Source organism: Mycobacterium sp. Marseille-P9652 (assembly GCF_902652685.1).
Lineage (GTDB): Bacteria > Actinomycetota > Actinomycetes > Mycobacteriales > Mycobacteriaceae > Mycobacterium.
Window position 1 is genome coordinate 1 of record NZ_CACRUY010000034.1, and the last position, 17,768, is coordinate 17,768.

Sequence of the window (17,768 nt, forward strand, 5' to 3'; positions counted from 1 at the left end):
AGCCGCCGCCCAGCGGACCGCCCCCCATCGCCGCCCCCAAGAACGACCTGTCGTGGCACGACTGCACCGCGCGCGTGTTCTCCGACGCGGCCGTCCGGCCCGCCCCCGGCGTGCAGCTGGACTGCGCCAACTACGACGCCGACCTCGACCCCACGGGCGGCGGTTCGGGCACCCTGAGCATCGGCGTCGTCCGCGCCCGCTCGAGCCAGACCCCGCACGACGCCGGACCGCTGGTCTTCACCACGGGTTCCGACCTGCCGTCGTCGACCCAGCTGCCGGTCTGGCTCGCCGGGGCCGGGGCCGACGTGCTGCAGTCGCACCCGATCGTCGCCGTCGACCGCCGCGGCATCGGCATGTCGAGCCCCATCGACTGCCGCGAACGCGGCGACCGCCAGGCGATGCGGGACCAGGCGCAGTTCCAGAGCGGCGACGACCCCGTCGCCAACCTGTCCGACGTCTCGAACACCGCGACCACGAACTGCACCGACGCCATCGCCCTCGGCGCCTCGGCTTATGACAACGCCCACGCAGCCTCGGACATCGAGCGGCTGCGCAGCACGTGGGACGTTCCCGCGGTCGCGCTGGTGGGGATCGGCAACGGCGCGCAGGTGGCGCTGACCTACGCCGCGACGCGGCCCGACAAGGTCGCCCGGCTGATCCTCGACTCCCCCGTCGCGCTGGGCGTCAGCGCCGAAGCCGCCGCCGAGCAGCAGGTCAAGGGCCAGCAGGCCGCCCTCGACGCGTTCGCCGCCCAGTGTGTCGCGGTGAACTGCGCGCTGGGCCCCGACCCGAAGGCCGCCGTCAGCGCCATGCTGGCCGACGCCCGCGCCGGCAGGGGCCCGGGCGGCGCGTCGGTGGCCGAACTGGCCGGCGCGATCACCGTCGCCCTCGGCTTCCCGTCCGGGGGCCGCGTCGGCGCCACCACGGGCCTGGCGGGGGCGCTGGCGGCGGCCCGGTCCGGGGACACCAACCAGCTGACCGCCCTGATGAACCGCGCCGACGCCGCCCAGGACTCCGACGGCCAGTTCGTCAACTCCTGCAGCGACGCGATCAACCGGCCCACCCCGGACCGGGTGCGCGAGCTCGTCGTGGCGTGGGGCAAGCTCTACCCGCAGTTCGGCACCGTCGCCGCGCTGAACCTCGTCAAGTGCGTGCACTGGCCCACCGGTTCGCCGCAGCCGCCGCCGAAGGACCTCAAGGTCGACGTGCTGCTCGCCGGCGTGCAGAACGACGCGATCGTCGGCAACGAGGGGGTCGCGGCGACGGCCGCGACGATCATCAACGCCAATGCGGCCAGCAAGCGGGTCATGTGGCAGGGCATCGGCCACGGCGCGAGCATCTATTCGGCCTGCGCCGTCCCCCCGCTGGTCGCCTACGTCAACAGCGGCAAGCTTCCGGGAACCGACACGTACTGTCCCGCCTAGGGGTTCGGGCCGCGGGCCACGATTGCCACGGTACGGTGCCCTGGTGACGACGCGTACCGGCTTGCAGGACAGGGTGTTGGCCGCTTTCCGTCCCGGCGCACCGAGCGTCGCGAGCATCCTGCGGTCGGCGTTGTGGCCCATCGCCATCATGTCGGTGGTGCACCGCAGCATCATCCTGCCGCTCAACGGCAACATCACCGACGACTTCAAGCCGGTCTACCGGGCGGTGCTCAACTTCCGGCGCGGGTGGGACATCTACAACGAGCACTTCGACTACGTCGACCCGCACTACCTGTATCCGCCGGGCGGGACGCTGCTGATGGCGCCGTTCGGCTACCTGCCCTTCACGCCGTCGCGGTACCTGTTCATCGGTATCAACGCCATCGCCATCCTGATCGCCTGGTACCTGCTGCTGCGGATGTTCAACTACACGTTGTCCTCGGTGGCCGCCCCCGCCCTCCTGCTAGCCATGTTCTGCACCGAAAGCGTGAGCAGCACACTGGTGTTCACCAACATCAACGGCTGCGTGCTGCTCGCCGAGATGCTCTTCTTCCGCTGGCTGCTCGACGGCCGGGTGAGTCGCCAGTGGTGGGCCGGCGTGGCGATCGGACTCACGCTCACCCTGAAACCCCTGCTCGGCCCGCTGCTGTTGCTGCCGCTGCTGAACCGGCAATGGCGGACGCTGGTGCCCGCGATCGCGGTGCCGGTGGTGATCAACGCGATCGCGTGGCCGCTGGTCAGCGACCCGATGGACTTCGTCACCAAGACGTTGCCCTACATCGGGGGCGTGCGGGACTACTTCAACAGCTCGGTCCAGGGCAACGGCGTGTACTTCGGGCTGCCCACCTGGCTGATCGTGTTCCTGCGGATCCTGTTCACTGTTCTGGCGATTGGCGCCATGTGGCTGCTGTACCGCTACTACCGCACCCGCGACCCTCGGTTCTGGTTCACCAGTTCCTCGGGCGTGCTGCTGCTGTGGTCGTGGCTGGTGCTGCCCCTGGCGCAGGGTTACTACTCGATGATGCTGTTCCCGTTCCTGATGACGGTGGTGCTGCCCAACTCGCTGATCCGCAACTGGCCGGCGTGGCTCGGGATCTACGGCTTCATGACGTTGGACGGCTACCTGCTCTTCAACTGGATGAGATACGGCCGCGCGCTGCAGTACCTGAAGATCACCTACGGCTGGTCGCTGCTGCTGATCGTGGTGTTCGTGGTGCTCTACTACCGCTACCTGGACGCCAAGGCCGAGAACCGGCTGGACGAGGGCATCGACCCGGCGTGGCTGACGCCCGGGCGCGACCCCGCAAATCGGGCTGCGCGGTGATCGCAAGCGCGGCGCAGCCGGGCGCAGCGGGTCACCGCAATTACGGCTAGCGTGGAGGCATGACGTCTCCCAAGCTGCAGCTCACCGACGACGAGTGGCGGCAGAAGCTCACCCCAGAAGAGTTCCACGTGCTGCGCCGCGCCGGCACCGAGCCGCCGTTCGTCGGCGAGTACACCGACACCAAGACCGAGGGCGTCTACCAGTGCCGGGCCTGTGGCGCCGAATTGTTCCGCAGCAGTGAGAAATTCGAGTCGCACTGCGGGTGGCCGTCGTTCTTCGACCCGGCGAGCTCGGACGCGGTGATCCTGCGTCCCGACGACTCGCTGGGCATGCGGCGGGTTGAGGTGCTGTGCGCCAACTGCCACAGTCACCTCGGCCACGTCTTCGAGGGCGAGGGATACCCCACCCCGACGGACCAGCGCTACTGCATCAACTCGATCTCGCTGCGCCTGGTGCCGGCGGGGAGTTAGGCGCGCCTCGAACGTCGAGTTGTTGTCGCGATTTGGGCGTAACGGTCCCAACAAGTCGACGCTCGGCGGCGACGAGTAACGCCCCTCAGTCGACGCGCGTCGCGTGCACTTCCCAGAACGGGGCGTGCACCCGGCCGCCCTCGAGCCACGGCTCCATGGCGCGGAAACGCTCCAGCATCGGCTGGATCTGGTCGGCCATGTCGGGGTTGCGCGCGACCATCATCTCGATCTGCTCGGCGCTCATGTTGACCAGGTAGGTCGTCGGGCCGAGGTAGGTGATCTCCCAGCCGCCTTCGGGCAGCACGTCGCGAAAGTCGTTCTCGGACAACGCCCGCATCATCGTGAAGCCGTTGACGTCGTGCTCGCCGAACTCAAACATGTAGAGCCGCGCTCCCGGCCTGGTCGCCCGGTGCAGGGCGCGCGCGTAGGACCTCTGCAGGTCCGGATCGGTGCTGAACGTGTGGTAGAACGCGCAGTCGACGACGGTGTCGAACCGGCCGTCCAGCCCGTCGAGCTTGGTGGCGTCGGCCAGCCGGAAGTCCACCGACACCCCGGCCTTCTCGGCGTTCCGACGGGCCCGCTCCAGCGCGGCCTCCGAGCCGTCGATGCCGGTGGCCGAGTAGCCCTTCGACGCGTAATAGATCGCGTGGTGCCCCGGCCCGGTGCCGGGGTCGAGCACCTCGCCCCTGACCGCGCCAAGTGCGACCAGCTGCTGCACGACCGGCTGCGGGCCGCCGATGTCCCAGGGCGTCGCGGCGGGCAGCCCGTGCGACTGCCGGTCGTCTCGGTACATCTCCTCGAAGCGGGTCGGGTCCGTGGGATCAAACCGGGGCGCGGTCATGGCAGCGCGTTCACCAGCTGCTCGACGCCCACCCGCGGGCCGGTGAAGAAAGGGGTCTCGGCGCGGGTGTGCCGGCGGGCGTCGGTGGCCCGCAGATCGCGCATCAGGTCGACGATGCGGTCGAGCTCGGGTGCCTCGAACGCGAGGATCCATTCGTAGTCGCCGAGCGCGAAGGCCGGCACGGTGTTGGCGCGCACGTCCTTGTAGCCGCGGGCGGCCATGCCGTGCTCGGCGAGCATCCGGCGGCGTTCCTCGTCGGGCAGCAGGTACCACTCGTAGGACCGCACGAACGGATAGACGCAGATGTAGGCGCCCGGCTCCTCGCCGGCCAGGAAGGCCGGAATGTGGCTCTTGTTGAACTCCGCCGGCCGATGCAACCCGACGCTGCTCCACACCGGCGAGCAGGCCCGCCCCAGCGCGGTGGCGCGGCGGAAGTCGGCGTAGGTCGCCTGCAGGTCCTCGATGCGTTCGGCGTGGGTCCAGATCATGAAGTCGGCGTCGGCGCGCAGGCCCGCGACGTCGTAGAGGCCGCGGACCACCACGCCGCGTTCCTCTTGCTGCTTGAGGAAGGTCGCCGCCTCGTCGATGACGGCGTGACGCTGGTCACCGAGCGCCCCCGGGCGCACCGAGAACACCGAGAACATCAGATAGCGCAGCGTGTTGTTGAGGGCGTCGTAGTCGAGCTTGGCCATGGCACCTATCGTGCCACTTGCGCGTCCAGGTCCTGGATCACGCTGTCGGCCGCCCTGCCCGCCGCCCCGACGCATGCCGGCACGCCGATGCCGTCCAGGTAGCTGCCGGCCACCGCCATCGTCGGTGGCAGCCCCGCGCGCAGCTCCGCCACCAGGTCGGCGTGCCCGGGGCCGTACTGCGGCATCGCCTCGATCCACCGCTGCACGCGGGCGTCGACGAGCTCGACCGCGAGATCGAACACGTCGACCAGGTCGCTCAACGCCCAGCCCAGCAGCTCGTCATCCGGCGTGCGGGCGGCGACCTCGTCGCCGAACCGGCCGAACGACAGCCGCAGCAACTGGACGTCCCCGCCGAACCCCCACTTGCGCGACGACAGCGTGATCGCCTTGCTGCGCAACCGCTCTCCGCTGGCGACCAGCACCCCCGAACACTCGGGAAACGCGGTGTCGGCCGGCACCGCCAGCGCGACCACCGCGGACGACGCGCTGGTGATCCGGCCGGCCGCGGCGGCGCTACCGGGCGCGATCTCGCCGAGCAGGGCCGCCGCCGGCGCCGGCGGCACGGCCAGGATCACCGCGTCGGCGGTTCGGCGGGCGCCGGTGTCGTCGAGCACCTCCCAGCCGGACCCGGCGCGGCAGAGCCGGCGCACCGCGGCCCGGACCCAGGTGAGTCCGCTCCGCGCGACGAGCTCGTCGAGCAGCACCCGGTATCCACCGTCCAGCGCCCCGAACACCGGCGCGCCGGTGGTCGGCGGCAAGGCCCGCCGCACCGCGTCGATCAGGCTGGTGGCCCCGCGGTCCAGCGCCGCCGCCACACTTGGGGCGGCCGCGCGCAGCCCGATCGTCTCCGCGGAACCCGCGTACACCCCGCTGAGCAGCGGGTCGACGGACCGCGCCACCACCTGCTCCCCGAACCGGCCGCCCACCAGCTCGGCGACGGACGGGTCGTCGCCGGGCCTCCAGTCCAGCGGGGTCGCCGGTTCGGCGTCGATGCGCGCGAGGGTCGCCTCGTCGACCAGTCCCGCCATCGACGCCGGCGAGGACGGGATGCCGACCACCGTGCCGGTGGGCACCGGATGCAGCGTGCGCTCGCTGTAGATCAGCGGCCGGGCGCCGACGGACGCGATCTGGTGTCCGGAGAGGCCGAGTTCGGCCAGCAGCGCCGGCATCTCGGGCCGGCGCAGGATGAACGCCTCGGCGCCGAGGTCCATCGGCCGGCCGCCGACGCGCTCGGTGCGCAGGATCCCGCCCAGCCGGTCGCCCGGCTCGAACAGCGTGATGGTCGCCCCTTCGCCTACCGTCGCGCGCAGCCGGTATGCCGCCGTCAGCCCCGAAATGCCGCCTCCGACAACGCAATAGGATTTGGTCATAGCGAGTGGACCAGCGACACCAGCTCGGTCAGCACGCCCGGGTCCGTCTCGGGCAGCACCCCGTGACCAAGGTTGAAGACGTGGCCGGCCGCGCCCGCGTCGACGGCGCGACGGCCGTCGTCGACCACGGCGCGCGCGGCGCGTTCGGTCACCGGCCAGCCCGCCAGCAGCACCACCGGGTCGAGGTTGCCCTGCAACGCGGTCCCGGGAGCGACGCGCCCCGCCGCATCCGTGAGCGAGGTGCGCCAGTCCACGCCGACCACCGACGCGCCCGCGTCCGACATGGCGCCCAACAATTCCGCGGTGCCGACCCCGAAATGTGTCATCGGCACGCCGTAGGAGGCCAGCGCGGCGAAAACCCTTGCACTGTGCGGTAATACGTACTGCCGGTAGTCGGCGAGCGACAGGGCGCCCGCCCACGAGTCGAACATCTGGATCGCGTCCACCCCGGCGTCGAGCTGGACCCGCAGGAAGCCGATGGTGATGTCGGCCAGCTTGTCGAGCAGCGCGTGCCAGGTGTCGGGCTCGGCCAGCATCATCGCCTTCGTCCGGGCGTGGTGGCGGCTCGGGCCGCCCTCGATCAGGTAGGACGCCAGGGTGAACGGCGCGCCGGCGAAACCGATCAGCGGAACGTCGCCGAGGGCGGCCACCAGCAGCGCAACAGCGTCCGCCACCGCCTGAACCCGTTGCGGCTCAAGCGGTTCCATCGCCGCGACGTCGGCGGCGGTGCGCACCGGGGAGGCGATGACGGGCCCCACCCCCGACACGATGTCGAGGTCGACACCGGCGCCGCGCAGCGGCACCACGATGTCGGAGAACAGGATCGCCGCGTCGACGTCGTGGCGGCGCACCGGCTGCAGCGTGATCTCGCAAACCAGCTCGGCGTCGAAGCAGGACGCCAGCATCTCGTGCTGCGCCCGCAGCGCCCGGTACTCCGGCAGCGACCGCCCGGCCTGCCGCATGAACCACACCGGAACCCGGCCGGGTTTGCGGCCCGAGACGGCGGCCAGGTAAGGCGACTTCGCGAGGTCGCGACGTGTACTCATATTGCCGTCCATGCTGCCATGACGGCCCCGCTGCGTAATATCGGCGAGCGTGCCGGTCAGCCAGCCCCCCGTGAGTTACGACGAGTTCCCGAGCCTGCGCTGCGAGCGCGGGTCAAACGGCGTGCTGACGCTGGTACTCGACTCCCCCGGCCTCAACTCGGTGGGCCCGCAGATGCACCGCGATCTGGCCGACATCTGGCCGGCGATCGCCCGCGACCCCGCCGTGCGGGTGGTGCTGGTCCGCGGTGAGGGGCGGGCGTTCTCGTCGGGCGGCAGCTTCGACCTCATCGAAGAGACCATGGGCGACTACGAGAGCCGCATCCGCATCATGCGGGAGGCCCGCGACATGGTGCTCAACATGGTGAACTTCGACAAGCCGGTGGTCTCGGCGATCCGCGGCCCGGCCGTCGGCGCGGGCCTGGTGGTTGCGCTGCTCGCCGACATCTCGGTGGCGGGCCGCACCGCGAAACTCATCGACGGGCACACGAAGCTGGGCGTCGCGGCGGGCGACCACGCCGCGATCTGCTGGCCTCTGCTGGTCGGGATGGCCAAGGCGAAGTACTACCTGCTGACCTGCGAGACGCTGCTCGGCGAGGAGGCCGAGCGCATCGGGCTGGTGTCCACCTGCGTCGACGACGACGACGTCCTGCCCACGGCGACCCGGATCGCCGAGGGCCTGGCACAGGGCGCGCAGGACGCCATCCGCTGGACCAAGCACAGCCTGAACTCGTGGTACCGCATGTTCGCGCCGACGTTCGAGACATCCCTCGGGCTGGAATTCCTCAGCTTCGGCGGCCCCGACGTCCGGGAGGGGCTGGCCGCGCACCGCGAGAAACGCCCGGCCCGGTTCAGCGGCGGGAATGCGACCTGAGCAGGCCCGTGAGCCCAGGTAACGGCTTGGTCGCGGCGGGCGCGCGGATCGGCGCGCCTGTTTCGGCGTCTTTTCCGATGGGTCTACCGTCGGACGCTGTGACCTCCATGGAACCGGCCCCCTTCCGCGAGGCGGTGGCGGCGATGAACGCCGTCACGGTGCGGTCGGAGATCGAGCTGGGACCGATCCGCCCGCCGCAGCGGCTGGCGCCGTTCAGCTACGCGCTGGGGGCCGAGGTGAAGCACCCCGACCTCGAGATCGTCCCCGAGCGTTCCGAGGGCGACGCGTTCGGCCGGCTGATCCTGCTCTACGACCCGGACGGCGCCGACGCCTGGGACGGCACGCTGCGGCTCGTCGCCTACATCCAGGCCGACCTGGATCCCAGCGAGGCCGTCGACCCGCTGCTGCCCGAGGTGGCGTGGAGCTGGCTGGCCGACGCGCTGGAGTCGCGGACCGGGCAGGTCACAGCGCTGGGCGGCACCGTCACCGCCACCACCTCGGTGCGCTACGGCGACATCTCCGGGCCGCCGCGGGCCCACCAGCTGGAGCTTCGGGCGTCGTGGACGGCCACCACCCCCGACGTCGGCGTGCACGTCGAGGCGTTCTGCGACGTGCTCGAGCACGCCGCGGGCCTACCGCCGGCCGGGGTCACCGACCTCAGCTCGCGGTCCCGCGCGTGACATGACCGAATCGGACACCGACGGGCCCGATCCCACTCCGCTGCTCCACCCCGCCGAGGGGATCCCCGAGCTCGCCGTCAGCGTCCGCGAGATCGCGGCGGCCGCCGACCTGCTCGACAGCGGGCGCGGCCCCTTCGCGGTGGACGCCGAGCGCGCGTCGGGTTTCCGGTACTCCAACCGCGCCTACCTGATCCAGATCCGCCGCGCCGGCGCGGGCACCGTGCTCATCGACCCCGTCAGCCACGGCGCCGACCCGATCACGGCGCTGCGGCCGGTCGCCGACGTGCTCGGCGCCGACGAATGGATCCTGCACTCCGCCGACCAGGACCTGCCCTGCCTGGCCGAGGTCGGCCTGCGGCCACCGGCGCTCTACGACACCGAGCTGGCCGGGCGGCTCGCCGGATTCGACCGGGTGAACCTGGCGACCATGGTCGAGCGACTGCTCGGGTTCGGCTTGGCCAAGGGCCACGGGGCGGCCGACTGCTCCAAGCGCCCGCTGCCCGAGGAATGGCTCAACTACGCCGCGCTCGACGTGGAACTCCTGCTCGAGCTGCGCGCGGCGATCTCGGGCGTGCTCGACGAACAGGGCAAAAGCGGTTGGGCCGCAGAGGAATTCGACTACCTTCGCGAGGCCGGCACCCGGGAGGTCCCGCCCGCCGCGCGGCGCGACCGCTGGCGCCGGACATCGGGGATCCACCGGGTGCGCGACCGGCGGGCGCTGGCCGCCGTCCGCGAGCTGTGGACGACGCGCGACCGCATCGCCCAGCGCCGCGACATCGCGCCGCGGCGGGTGCTGCCCGATTCCGCGATCATCGACGCCGCGGTCGCCGACCCGAAGACGGTCGAGGAGTTGGTGGCGCTGCCGGTGTTCGGCGGCCGCAATCAGCGCCGCAGCGCCGCCACCTGGCTGGCGGCGCTGGAGGCCGCGCGCAACAACCCCCGCCCGCCCGAGGACGCCGAGCCGCCGAACGGCCCGCCGCCGCCGGCGCGGTGGAGCCGGCGCAAGCCGGAGGCCGCGGCGCGGCTGGAGGCGGCTCGCGCCGCCCTGTCCAAGGTGTCCGAGCGGGTGCAGGTTCCCACCGAGAACCTGGTCTCCCCCGACCTGGTGCGACGACTCTGCTGGGACTGGGAGCCCACGCCCGATCCGCTCGAAGCCGTCGACGAGTTCCTGCGCGCGGGGCACGCGCGGGCGTGGCAGCGGGAGTTGGTGGACCCGGTGTTGGCCGAGGCGCTGAAGCCGCCGGCCGACACCGAGATCGACGGCAGCGCGGAAAACGTCGAGTGACCAGCGCGCCCGCGTCGATTTCGACGCAAACCTAGTCGAGCGGCTCGCTGACTTCCGTTTCCCTGTCGCTGACCGACGTGCCCAGCGCGGCCACCCAGCCGGTGATCCGGCGGGCCACGTCCTGGTCCGTGAGCCCCAGCTCGGCGAGCAACTCACCGCGCGAGGCGTGCTCGAAGAACTCCTGCGGCAGCCCGACGTCGCGGCAGGGCGTGTCGATCTCCGCGCGGCGCAGGGCCGCCGACACCGCGGACCCGACGCCGCCGTTGACCCCGTTGTCCTCCAGCGTCACCACCAGCTTGTGCTGCGTCGCGAGTTCCACGAGGCCCGGCGCCACCGGCAACACCCAGCGCGGATCGACGACGGTCACGCCGATCCCCTGGTTGTGCAGCCGCTTGGCCACCGCCAGCGCCATGGCCGCGAACGCGCCGACCGCCACCAGCAGCACGTCGTGGTTCAGGCCACCGCCCGGCACCGCCAGGACGTCCACGTCCGCGCGCCGCTCGACGGCCGGGATGTCTTCTCCCACATCGCCTTTGGGGAACCGCAACGCGGTTGGGCCATCGCTCACCTCGAGGGCCTCGCCCAGCTCCTCGCGCAACCGGGTGCCGTCGCGCGGCGCCGCCACCCGCATGCCCGGGACGATGCCCAGGATCGACAGGTCCCACATGCCGTTGTGGCTGGCGCCGTCGTTGCCGGTGATGCCGGCGCGGTCGAGCACCAGGGTGACGGGCAGCTTGTGCAGGCCGACATCCATCATCACCTGGTCGAAGGCCCGGTTGAGGAATGTCGAGTAGATCGCCACCACGGGGTGCATCCCGCCCATCGCCAGCCCGGCCGCCGACGTCAGGGCGTGCTGTTCGGCGATGCCGACGTCGAACAACCGGTCCGGGAAGCGCTCGCCGAAGGGCGTCAGGCCGGTGGGGCCGGGCATCGCCGCGGTGATGGCCACGATGTCGCGGCGCTTGCGGCCGTAGCCGATGAGCGCGTCGGAGAACGTCGCGGTCCAGCCGGGTCCGGCGACCTTGGTGGCCCGGCCGGTGACGGGATCGATCACGCCGCAGGAGTGCATCTGCTCGGCCTCGTCGTCTTCGGCCGGCCCGTAGCCCATGCCCTTGCGGGTGACCACGTGCACGATCACCGGGCGGCCGAACCCGCGGGCGTGGCGCAGCGCGGCCTCCACCGCCCGCTCGTCGTGGCCGTCGACCGGTCCCACGTACTTCAGGCCCAGGTCGGTGAACAGCAGCTGGGGGGACAGCGAGTCCTTGATCCCGGCCTTCACGCTGTGCATCACGCGGTAGGCGATCGGGCCGACCACGGGCACGGAACGCAGCGCCTCGCGGCCCCGCTCCAGGGCCTGCTCGTAGGCCGGTTGCAGCCGCAGGGTGGCCAGCCGGTCGGCGAGGCCGCCGATCGTGGGCGCGTAGCTGCGGCCGTTGTCGTTGACGACGATGATCACCGGCCGGTTGGAGGCGGCGATGTTGTTCAGCGCCTCCCAGCACATGCCTCCGGTGAGCGCGCCGTCGCCTCCCACCGCGACGACGTGCCGGTTGCGGTGCCCGGTCAGCTCGAACGCCTTGGCCAGTCCGTCGGCGTAGGACAGCGCCGCGCTGGCGTGGCTGGACTCGACCCAGTCGTGCTCGCTCTCGGCGCGCGACGGGTACCCGGACAGGCCGCCCTTCTTGCGCAGGGTCTCGAACTCGTGGGAGCGCCCGGTCAGCATCTTGTGGACGTAGGCCTGGTGGCCGGTGTCGAAGATGATCGGGTCATGCGGCGAATCGAAGACCCGGTGCAGGGCGATCGTCAGCTCGACCACGCCCAGGTTGGGTCCCAGGTGTCCCCCGGTGGCGGCGACCTTGTGGATCAGGAACTCGCGGATTTCCGCAGCTAGACGGCGCACCTGTCCTTGCGACAGGTGCGCCAAATCGGCAGGTCCGCGGATCTGTTCGAGCATTCAGTCAGTTTACGCAGCGGCGCACCGGATGGTTCAGCGGCGAAGCGGCGGGCGCCGACGCGCTATGGGGATCCGAACAGCTCGGCCAGCGTGTCGTGGAGTTCCGGATCGGCCAGGACGACGACCTCGTCGCCGGCCTCGAGTTCGGTGTCGCCGCGCACCGCGACCAGGCCGGTGGTGCGCACGACGATGCTCACCCAGATGTCGCCGACGCGGTCGCCGAGACCCTCGACGGTGCACCCCTCGACGGCCGACCCGCGGGCGACGCTGAAGCGGTGGACGCCCTCGGGTTCGTCGGCGAGCCGGACGCCGATCTCCCACGGCTTCGTCTCCACGGTGCGCATGGGCAGCCGCAGCAGGCGGGCGACGGCGGGCACCGAACTGCCCTGCACCAGGACCGAGAAGATCACGACGACGACCACGATGCCGTAGAGGCGCTCGGCGTTGCCGACGTGCGCGGCCCGCAGGAACTCGCCGAGCAGGATGGGCACCGCGCCCTTGAGGCCGGCGAACAGGATGAAGACGCGTTCGTTGCGCCGCAGCCGCACGCCGAGGAGGCAGGCGCCCACCGCCAGCGGCCGGATCAGGGCCGTCAGCGCCACGCCGAGAACGAGGCCCGGCACCCACACGTCGGGATGGGTCAGCACGTTCAGGTCGACGGTCGCGCCCAGGACGGCGAACGCGACGATCTCGGCGAGACCGGCCAGCGCGGCGTGGAAGCGCTTGATCTCCGGCTTGTAGGGCGCCCGGGCATCGCCGATGACGATGCCGGCGACGAAGACCGCCAGGAATCCCGAGCCGTGCGCGAGGGTGGCGATCCCGTAGATCATCAGGCAGGACGCCAACGTCCGCAGCGAATAGAGGCCTTCGCTCGGAAGAGCCACGCGGCGCATGAACACCAGCAGCGCGCGCCCGCCGAGCACCCCGACGGCCAGGCCGACGGCCATCTGCAGCACGAACTGGGCGCCCACCGCGGCGAACCCGGCCGCGCTGAGGCCGCCGGCGGCGATCAGGCTCGACATCAGCGAGATGCCGACCGGGTCGTTGGCGCCGGACTCGCCCTCCAGGATCGTGCCGCTGCGCCCCCTGATCTCGCGCTTGCCCAGCACCGAGAACACCACCGCCGGATCGGTGGGGGCCACCGCCGTGGCCACGAGAACCGCCGGGAACCAATCGATTCCCCCCGCGTAGTGCAGCACCAGCGCCGCCCCGGCGGCCGTCAGGGCCGTGCCCAGGACGCCGACCGACAGGATCGGCAGGGCCGCCGCGCGGAAGCGGGCCGGCCCGATGTGCATGCCGCCGTCGAAGAGCACCAGCACCAGCGCGAGGGTGATCACCCGCTCGACGGTCGGTTCGGACGGCACCTGCACCAGGGGCACGGTGTGCACCGCGACGGCGGCTCCGACCAGGACGAGCAGGGGCGCCGGCACCTTCACGCGTTCGGTGAGACGGTTCGCCAGGACGGCGATCAGGCCGACCGCACCGGAGAACAGGATGATGAGCGCGTACCGCAGGGTGTCGTTCACGGCGGCGGCATTCGGATACCTGAGCCTTCCGGCTGGTCGGGACGGACACAAACGAGCAACATCGCCGACCAGGCTTCCCGGCACACCGCGACGGAGTCTATCCGAGCCACGCACCACCCGTGGCTCGGAAGACTGGGCCGCCCGTATCGAGTCTGCAATGGCGGCATCGAGCCTGACGTCACCGTGTTGCGGAAGCCAGATTGCCCGCACTCACCGCAGTCTCGAGAACAGCATCATGGCCTAGCGCGTCAGCAGCGCCACGCTCTCGCTGTGATGGGTCAACGGGAAAGCGTCGAACACCCTGATCCGCTCCACGGTGTAGCCGTGACCGCGGTAGAGACCGATATCGCGGGCGAAAGACGCTGCCTCGCAACCGATGTGGACAATGCGGGGCACCTCCGCGGCGGCCAGCAGGTCGATGATCTCGCGCCCGGCGCCGGCCCGCGGCGGGTCGAGGACGGCGACGCCGGCGCCGGCCCGCTGGGTGGTCAGCGCCCGGCGCACGGAGTCCGTCACGACCTCCACCTGCGGCAGGTCGGCCAGCGCGACGCGGGCGGTGCGCGTCGACGCCCGCGACGTGTCGACGCTGAGGACCCGCCCCGACTCCCCCACGGCCTCGGCGAGCGCGGCCGCGAACACGCCCGCCCCGCCGTAGAGGTCCCAGACCGTCGCCCCGGGGGCCGGCTGCGCCCACTCGGCGACGACGCCGGTGTAGACCCGCGCCGCCTCGCGGTGCGCCTGCCAGAATGCGGTCACGGGGACGCGCCAGGTGCGCCCGGCCACCCGCTGAACGGCCTCGTAGCCGCCCTCCACCGCCTTGGTCAGCGTCCGCCGGTCGCGCCGCAGCGTGCGCACCACGTGGCGCGCGCCGTCGTCGCTGACGGCCACGTGCAGTTGGGCTCCGGGTGGCCAGTCCGGGACGCCCAGGCCGTCGAGCAGGCCGTCGGGCAGTTGCGCGCAGCGCAGATCGGTGACCAGCTCGTCGCTGTGGTAGCGGTGAAAACCGGGGCAGCCGTTGGCGCCGACGTCCAGCCGCACCCGCGTGCGCCAGCCGGTGGCACCGGAATCACCGACCGGTTCGGCCGGGCCGTCCCAGTGGTGCCCGCCGAGGCGCTGCAGTTGGTTGGCGACGACCTGCGCCTTGAGGCGCCGGGCCGCCTCCGGCGACGCGAACGCGAGGTCGCAGCACCCGGCGCCCTCGACCCCGGCGATCGGGCACAGCGACGGCGTCCGGTCGGCGGACGGCTCGAGCACCTCGAGCACCTCGGCGTGCCAGTACGAGCCGCGGTCGGCCGTGACGCGCGCGCGCACCCGCTCGCCGGGCAGCGCATAGCGGACGAACACCACCCGGCCCTCGTGGTGCGCCACGCAGCTGCCGCCGTTGGCCGGCGCACCGGTGACGAGCGTCAGTTCCACGGATTCACCTGGTCGAGTCAGTGAGTCGTCAGTCGAAGATGCCGCGACGGGCGTCGCCGGGCGCCGCGTGGGGCGCGAAGGCCTTGAGCCGCTCCGACGACGTCAGCTGCCACGGCACGGACGTCACCATGACGTTCGGCATGAACAGCAGCCTGCCCTTGAGCCGCAGCGCACTTTGGTTGTGCAGCAACTGTTCCCACCAATGGCCCACGACGTACTCCGGGATGAACACCGTCACGACGGTGCGCGGCGACTCCTTGCTGACGCGCTTGACGTAGTCGAGGATCGGCCGCGTGATCTCGCGGTAGGGCGAGGCGATGACCTTGAGCGGCACGCTGATGTCGCTCTCCTCCCACTTGTGCACCAGCTCGCGGGTCTCGCCGTCGTCGACGCTGACGGTGAGTGCCTCGAGGACGTCGGGGCGGGTGGCGCGCGCGTAGGCCAGCGCGCGCAGGGTCGGCAGGTGCAGCTTGGACACCAGCACCAGGGCGTGGTTGCGGCTGGGCAGCACCACGTCGTGCTGGGCGGCCTCCTGCTCGGCCAGCTCCCGGCTGACGGTGTTGTAGTGCCGGTGGATCATCTTCATGATCCCGAACAGCAAGCTCATCGCGAACAGCGCGATCCACGCCCCGGCGACGAACTTGGTGACCAACACCACGAGCAGCACCGCCCCGGTGGAGAGCAATCCGACCGTGTTGACCACCCGTGAGCGCATCATCTTGCGTCGCGCCCGGGAATCGGTCTCGGTGCGCAGCAACCGGGTCCAGTGCCGCACCATGCCGATCTGGCTCAGCGTGAACGAAATGAACACGCCGACGATGTACAGCTGGATCAGCGCGGTGACCTCGGCGCGGAAGGCGATGATCGCCAGGAGCGCGGCCCCCGACAGGAACAGGATGCCGTTGGAGAACGCCAGCCGGTCGCCGCGGGTGTGCAGCTGGCGCGGCAGGTAGCTGTGCTGGGCGAGCACCGAACCCAGCACCGGGAAGCCGTTGAACGCCGTGTTGGCCGCCAGCACCAGGATGAGCGCGGTGACGGTGGCGATCAGCAGGAAGCCGATGTGGAAGCTGCCGAACACGGTCTCGGCCAGCTGGGTGACGAGGGTCTTCTGGTAGTAGTTCGGCGGGGCGCCGCCGAGTTGTTTGGCGGGGTCCTCCACGATCTGGACGCCGATCTTCTCGGCCAGCACGATGATGCCCATCAGCAGGGTCACCGCGATGCCGCCGAGCATCAGCAGCGTGGTTGCGGCGTTGCGCGACTTCGGTTTCTCGAACGCCGGCACGCCGTTGCTGATCGCCTCGACACCGGTGAGCGCCGCGCATCCCGAGGAGAAGGAGCGCGCCACCAGGAACGCCAGCGCGAAGCCGACGACCTGGCCGTGCTCGGCGTGCATCTGGAACCCGGCCGACTCGGCCCGCAGCGGGTTGCCCAGCACGAAGATCCGGAACAGGCCCCAGCCGATCATGACGAAGACCCCGACGATGAACGCGTACGTCGGAATCGCGAAAGCCACCCCGGACTCGCGGATGCCGCGCAGGTTGAGCGCCATCACCAGCAGGATCGATACCACACAGAACAGCACCTTGTGGCTGGCCACCACCGGAATGGCCGAGCCGATGTTCGACATGGCCGACGCCGTCGAAACCGCAACGGTCAGAACGTAATCCACCATCAGCGCGCTGGCCACCACGAGCCCGGCGGTGTCGCCGAGGTTGGTGGTGACCACCTCGTAGTCGCCGCCCCCCGACGGGTAGGCGTGCACGTTCTGCCGGTAGCTGGCCACCACGACGAGCATCACCGCGGCCACCGCGAGGCCGATCCACGGCGTCAGCGCGTATGCCGTCACCCCGGCCACCGACAGCATCAGGAAGACCTCTTCCGGCGCGTAGGCCACCGACGAGAGCGCGTCGGAGGCGAACACCGGCAGGGCGATGCGCTTGGGCAGCAGCGTGTGACTCAGCCGGTCGCTGCGAAACGGCCGACCGATCAGCAGCCGGCGTGCGGCCGTGGAAAATTTGGACACGAGAGCCAAGGGTAAGCCCAGTACGACTTGCCGGTAGCGTTCACTGGGCGAGAATGATCCCGAACGAAATCGGCTGGCCAACCTGGGTTGCCGATTGAGCGACACGAACCGGGCCGGCCGAGAGGACGTCAAGTGCGGGTGGTTGTCATGGGGTGCGGCCGCGTCGGGTCGTCCCTGGCCGACGGGTTGTCCCGCATCGGCCACGATGTGGCGGTCATCGACCGCGACAGCGCCGCCTTCAACCGGCTCAGCCCGGAGTTCGCCGGCGAGCGGGTGCTCGGCCAGGGATTCGACCGAGACGTGCTGCTGCGGGCGGGGATCGAGGAGGCCGACGCCTTCGCCGCGGTGTCGTCGGGCGACAACTCCAACATCATCTCGGCCCGCCTCGCGCGCGAGACCTTCGGCGTGAAGCGCGTGGTCGCCCGCATCTACGACGCCAAGCGCGCCGAGGTCTACGAGCGCCTGGGCATTCCCACCATCGCCACCGTCCCGTGGACCACGGACCGGTTGCTGGGCGCGCTCACCCGGGAGAGCGAGACCGCGAAGTGGCGGGACCCGACCGGCACCGTCGCCGTGGCCGAACTCGACCTGCACGAGGACTGGGTGGGACACCGGGTGACCGATCTCGAACAGGCCACCGGGGCGCGGGTGGCGTTCCTGATCCGGTTCGGGACCGGCGTGCTGCCCGAGCCCAAGACGGTCATCCAGGCCGGCGACCAGGTGTACATCGCGGCGATATCCGGCCGCGCCGCCGAGGCGGTGGCGATCGCCGCGCTGCCGCCCAGTGAGGACATTGAGGGGCCGGGCAAATGAAGCGCGCCGACGACGATGAAGCCGGCGCAGCCGGGT

Annotated in this window: 15 protein-coding genes; 7 read left to right on the forward strand and 8 right to left on the reverse strand. The window is 71.2% G+C overall.

Annotated elements, in window-relative coordinates; translation table 11 throughout:
• The 3 genes from GPY60_RS17340 to msrB all read left to right on the forward strand — a co-directional run.
• A partial coding sequence (locus GPY60_RS17340; RefSeq protein WP_156688928.1) for an alpha/beta hydrolase occupies positions 1–1,424 on the forward strand: 1,424 nt, incomplete at its 5' end.
• A 22-nt stretch (positions 1,425–1,446) separates the two neighbouring features.
• Positions 1,447–2,748 carry an arabinofuranan 3-O-arabinosyltransferase gene (aftC, locus tag GPY60_RS17345; protein ID WP_156688929.1) on the forward strand — a complete coding sequence of 434 codons (1,302 nt, stop codon included), beginning with the start codon at positions 1,447–1,449 and terminating at the stop codon, positions 2,746–2,748.
• Positions 2,749–2,807: 59 nt separating this feature from the next.
• The gene (gene msrB, locus GPY60_RS17350) at positions 2,808–3,218 is read left to right on the forward strand and encodes a peptide-methionine (R)-S-oxide reductase MsrB (RefSeq protein WP_156688930.1); all 411 of its coding nucleotides are present in this window, start codon (positions 2,808–2,810) and stop codon (positions 3,216–3,218) included.
• 85 nt (positions 3,219–3,303) lie between these two features.
• Here msrB and GPY60_RS17355 read toward each other — a convergent pair whose 3' ends face one another.
• From GPY60_RS17355 to hemE, 4 genes are read right to left on the reverse strand one after another with little or no spacing between them, the layout of a single operon-like run.
• On the reverse strand, positions 3,304–4,059 hold the full coding sequence (locus GPY60_RS17355; protein ID WP_156688931.1) for a class I SAM-dependent methyltransferase: 756 nt from the start codon (positions 4,057–4,059) through the stop codon (positions 3,304–3,306).
• The gene (gene hemQ, locus GPY60_RS17360; RefSeq protein WP_156688932.1) at positions 4,056–4,751 is read right to left on the reverse strand and encodes a hydrogen peroxide-dependent heme synthase; all 696 of its coding nucleotides are present in this window, start codon (positions 4,749–4,751) and stop codon (positions 4,056–4,058) included. Before hemQ ends, GPY60_RS17355 begins: the two co-directional genes overlap by 4 nt.
• A 5-nt stretch (positions 4,752–4,756) precedes the next feature.
• Complete coding sequence (locus tag GPY60_RS17365) at positions 4,757–6,121, reverse strand: protoporphyrinogen oxidase (RefSeq protein ID WP_156688933.1); 1,365 nt, start codon at positions 6,119–6,121, stop codon at positions 4,757–4,759.
• Positions 6,118–7,167, reverse strand: a complete 1,050-nt coding sequence (gene hemE / locus GPY60_RS17370; protein WP_156688934.1) for a uroporphyrinogen decarboxylase — start codon at positions 7,165–7,167, stop codon at positions 6,118–6,120. The genes GPY60_RS17365 and hemE overlap by 4 nt, the downstream gene beginning before the upstream one ends.
• 49 nt (positions 7,168–7,216) lie before the next feature.
• Between hemE and GPY60_RS17375 the strand changes: the two genes are divergently transcribed.
• From GPY60_RS17375 to GPY60_RS17385, 3 genes are all read left to right on the forward strand, one after another.
• On the forward strand, positions 7,217–8,038 hold the full coding sequence (locus GPY60_RS17375) for an enoyl-CoA hydratase/isomerase family protein (protein WP_156688935.1): 822 nt from the start codon (positions 7,217–7,219) through the stop codon (positions 8,036–8,038).
• Positions 8,039–8,115: 77 nt separating this feature from the next.
• Entirely contained in the window at positions 8,116–8,718 is a 603-nt protein-coding gene (locus GPY60_RS17380; protein ID WP_156688936.1) for a DUF3000 domain-containing protein, read from the forward strand.
• A gap of 1 nt (position 8,719) precedes the next feature.
• Positions 8,720–10,003, forward strand: a complete 1,284-nt coding sequence (locus GPY60_RS17385; protein WP_156688937.1) for an HRDC domain-containing protein — start codon at positions 8,720–8,722, stop codon at positions 10,001–10,003.
• A 31-nt stretch (positions 10,004–10,034) separates the two neighbouring features.
• Here the strand turns inward: GPY60_RS17385 and dxs are convergent, their stop codons facing one another.
• From dxs to GPY60_RS17405, 4 genes are all read right to left on the reverse strand, one after another.
• Positions 10,035–11,954: a 1-deoxy-D-xylulose-5-phosphate synthase gene (gene dxs / locus GPY60_RS17390; protein WP_156688938.1), complete on the reverse strand. Its 1,920-nt coding sequence runs from the start codon at positions 11,952–11,954 to the stop codon at positions 10,035–10,037.
• A 62-nt stretch (positions 11,955–12,016) separates the two neighbouring features.
• The gene (locus tag GPY60_RS17395) at positions 12,017–13,480 is read right to left on the reverse strand and encodes a cation:proton antiporter domain-containing protein (RefSeq protein ID WP_156688939.1); all 1,464 of its coding nucleotides are present in this window, start codon (positions 13,478–13,480) and stop codon (positions 12,017–12,019) included.
• A gap of 240 nt (positions 13,481–13,720) precedes the next feature.
• Positions 13,721–14,917, reverse strand: coding sequence for a class I SAM-dependent RNA methyltransferase (locus GPY60_RS17400; protein ID WP_156688940.1), 1,197 nt, complete (start codon positions 14,915–14,917; stop codon positions 13,721–13,723).
• A gap of 7 nt (positions 14,918–14,924) precedes the next feature.
• Entirely contained in the window at positions 14,925–16,919 is a 1,995-nt protein-coding gene (locus GPY60_RS17405) for an APC family permease (RefSeq protein ID WP_156688941.1), read from the reverse strand.
• Positions 16,920–17,051: 132 nt separating this feature from the next.
• Here GPY60_RS17405 and GPY60_RS17410 point away from each other — a divergent pair, with 132 nt between their 5' ends.
• On the forward strand, positions 17,052–17,732 hold the full coding sequence (locus tag GPY60_RS17410) for a potassium channel family protein (RefSeq protein WP_197283711.1): 681 nt from the start codon (positions 17,052–17,054) through the stop codon (positions 17,730–17,732).
• Positions 17,733–17,768 lie beyond the last annotated feature (36 nt).

Coding starts and splice junctions, on each gene's coding strand:
- msrB (WP_156688930.1), top strand. CDS start 2,808: ATGACGTCTCCCAAGCTGCAGCTCACCGACGACGAGTGGCGGCAGAAG.
- hemE (WP_156688934.1), bottom strand. CDS start 7,167: ATGAGTACACGTCGCGACCTCGCGAAGTCGCCTTACCTGGCCGCCGTC.
- GPY60_RS17365 (WP_156688933.1), bottom strand. CDS start 6,121: ATGACCAAATCCTATTGCGTTGTCGGAGGCGGCATTTCGGGGCTGACG.
- hemQ (WP_156688932.1), bottom strand. CDS start 4,751: ATGGCCAAGCTCGACTACGACGCCCTCAACAACACGCTGCGCTATCTG.
- GPY60_RS17380 (WP_156688936.1), top strand. CDS start 8,116: ATGGGTCTACCGTCGGACGCTGTGACCTCCATGGAACCGGCCCCCTTC.
- GPY60_RS17385 (WP_156688937.1), top strand. CDS start 8,720: ATGACCGAATCGGACACCGACGGGCCCGATCCCACTCCGCTGCTCCAC.
- GPY60_RS17355 (WP_156688931.1), bottom strand. CDS start 4,059: ATGACCGCGCCCCGGTTTGATCCCACGGACCCGACCCGCTTCGAGGAG.
- dxs (WP_156688938.1), bottom strand. CDS start 11,954: ATGCTCGAACAGATCCGCGGACCTGCCGATTTGGCGCACCTGTCGCAA.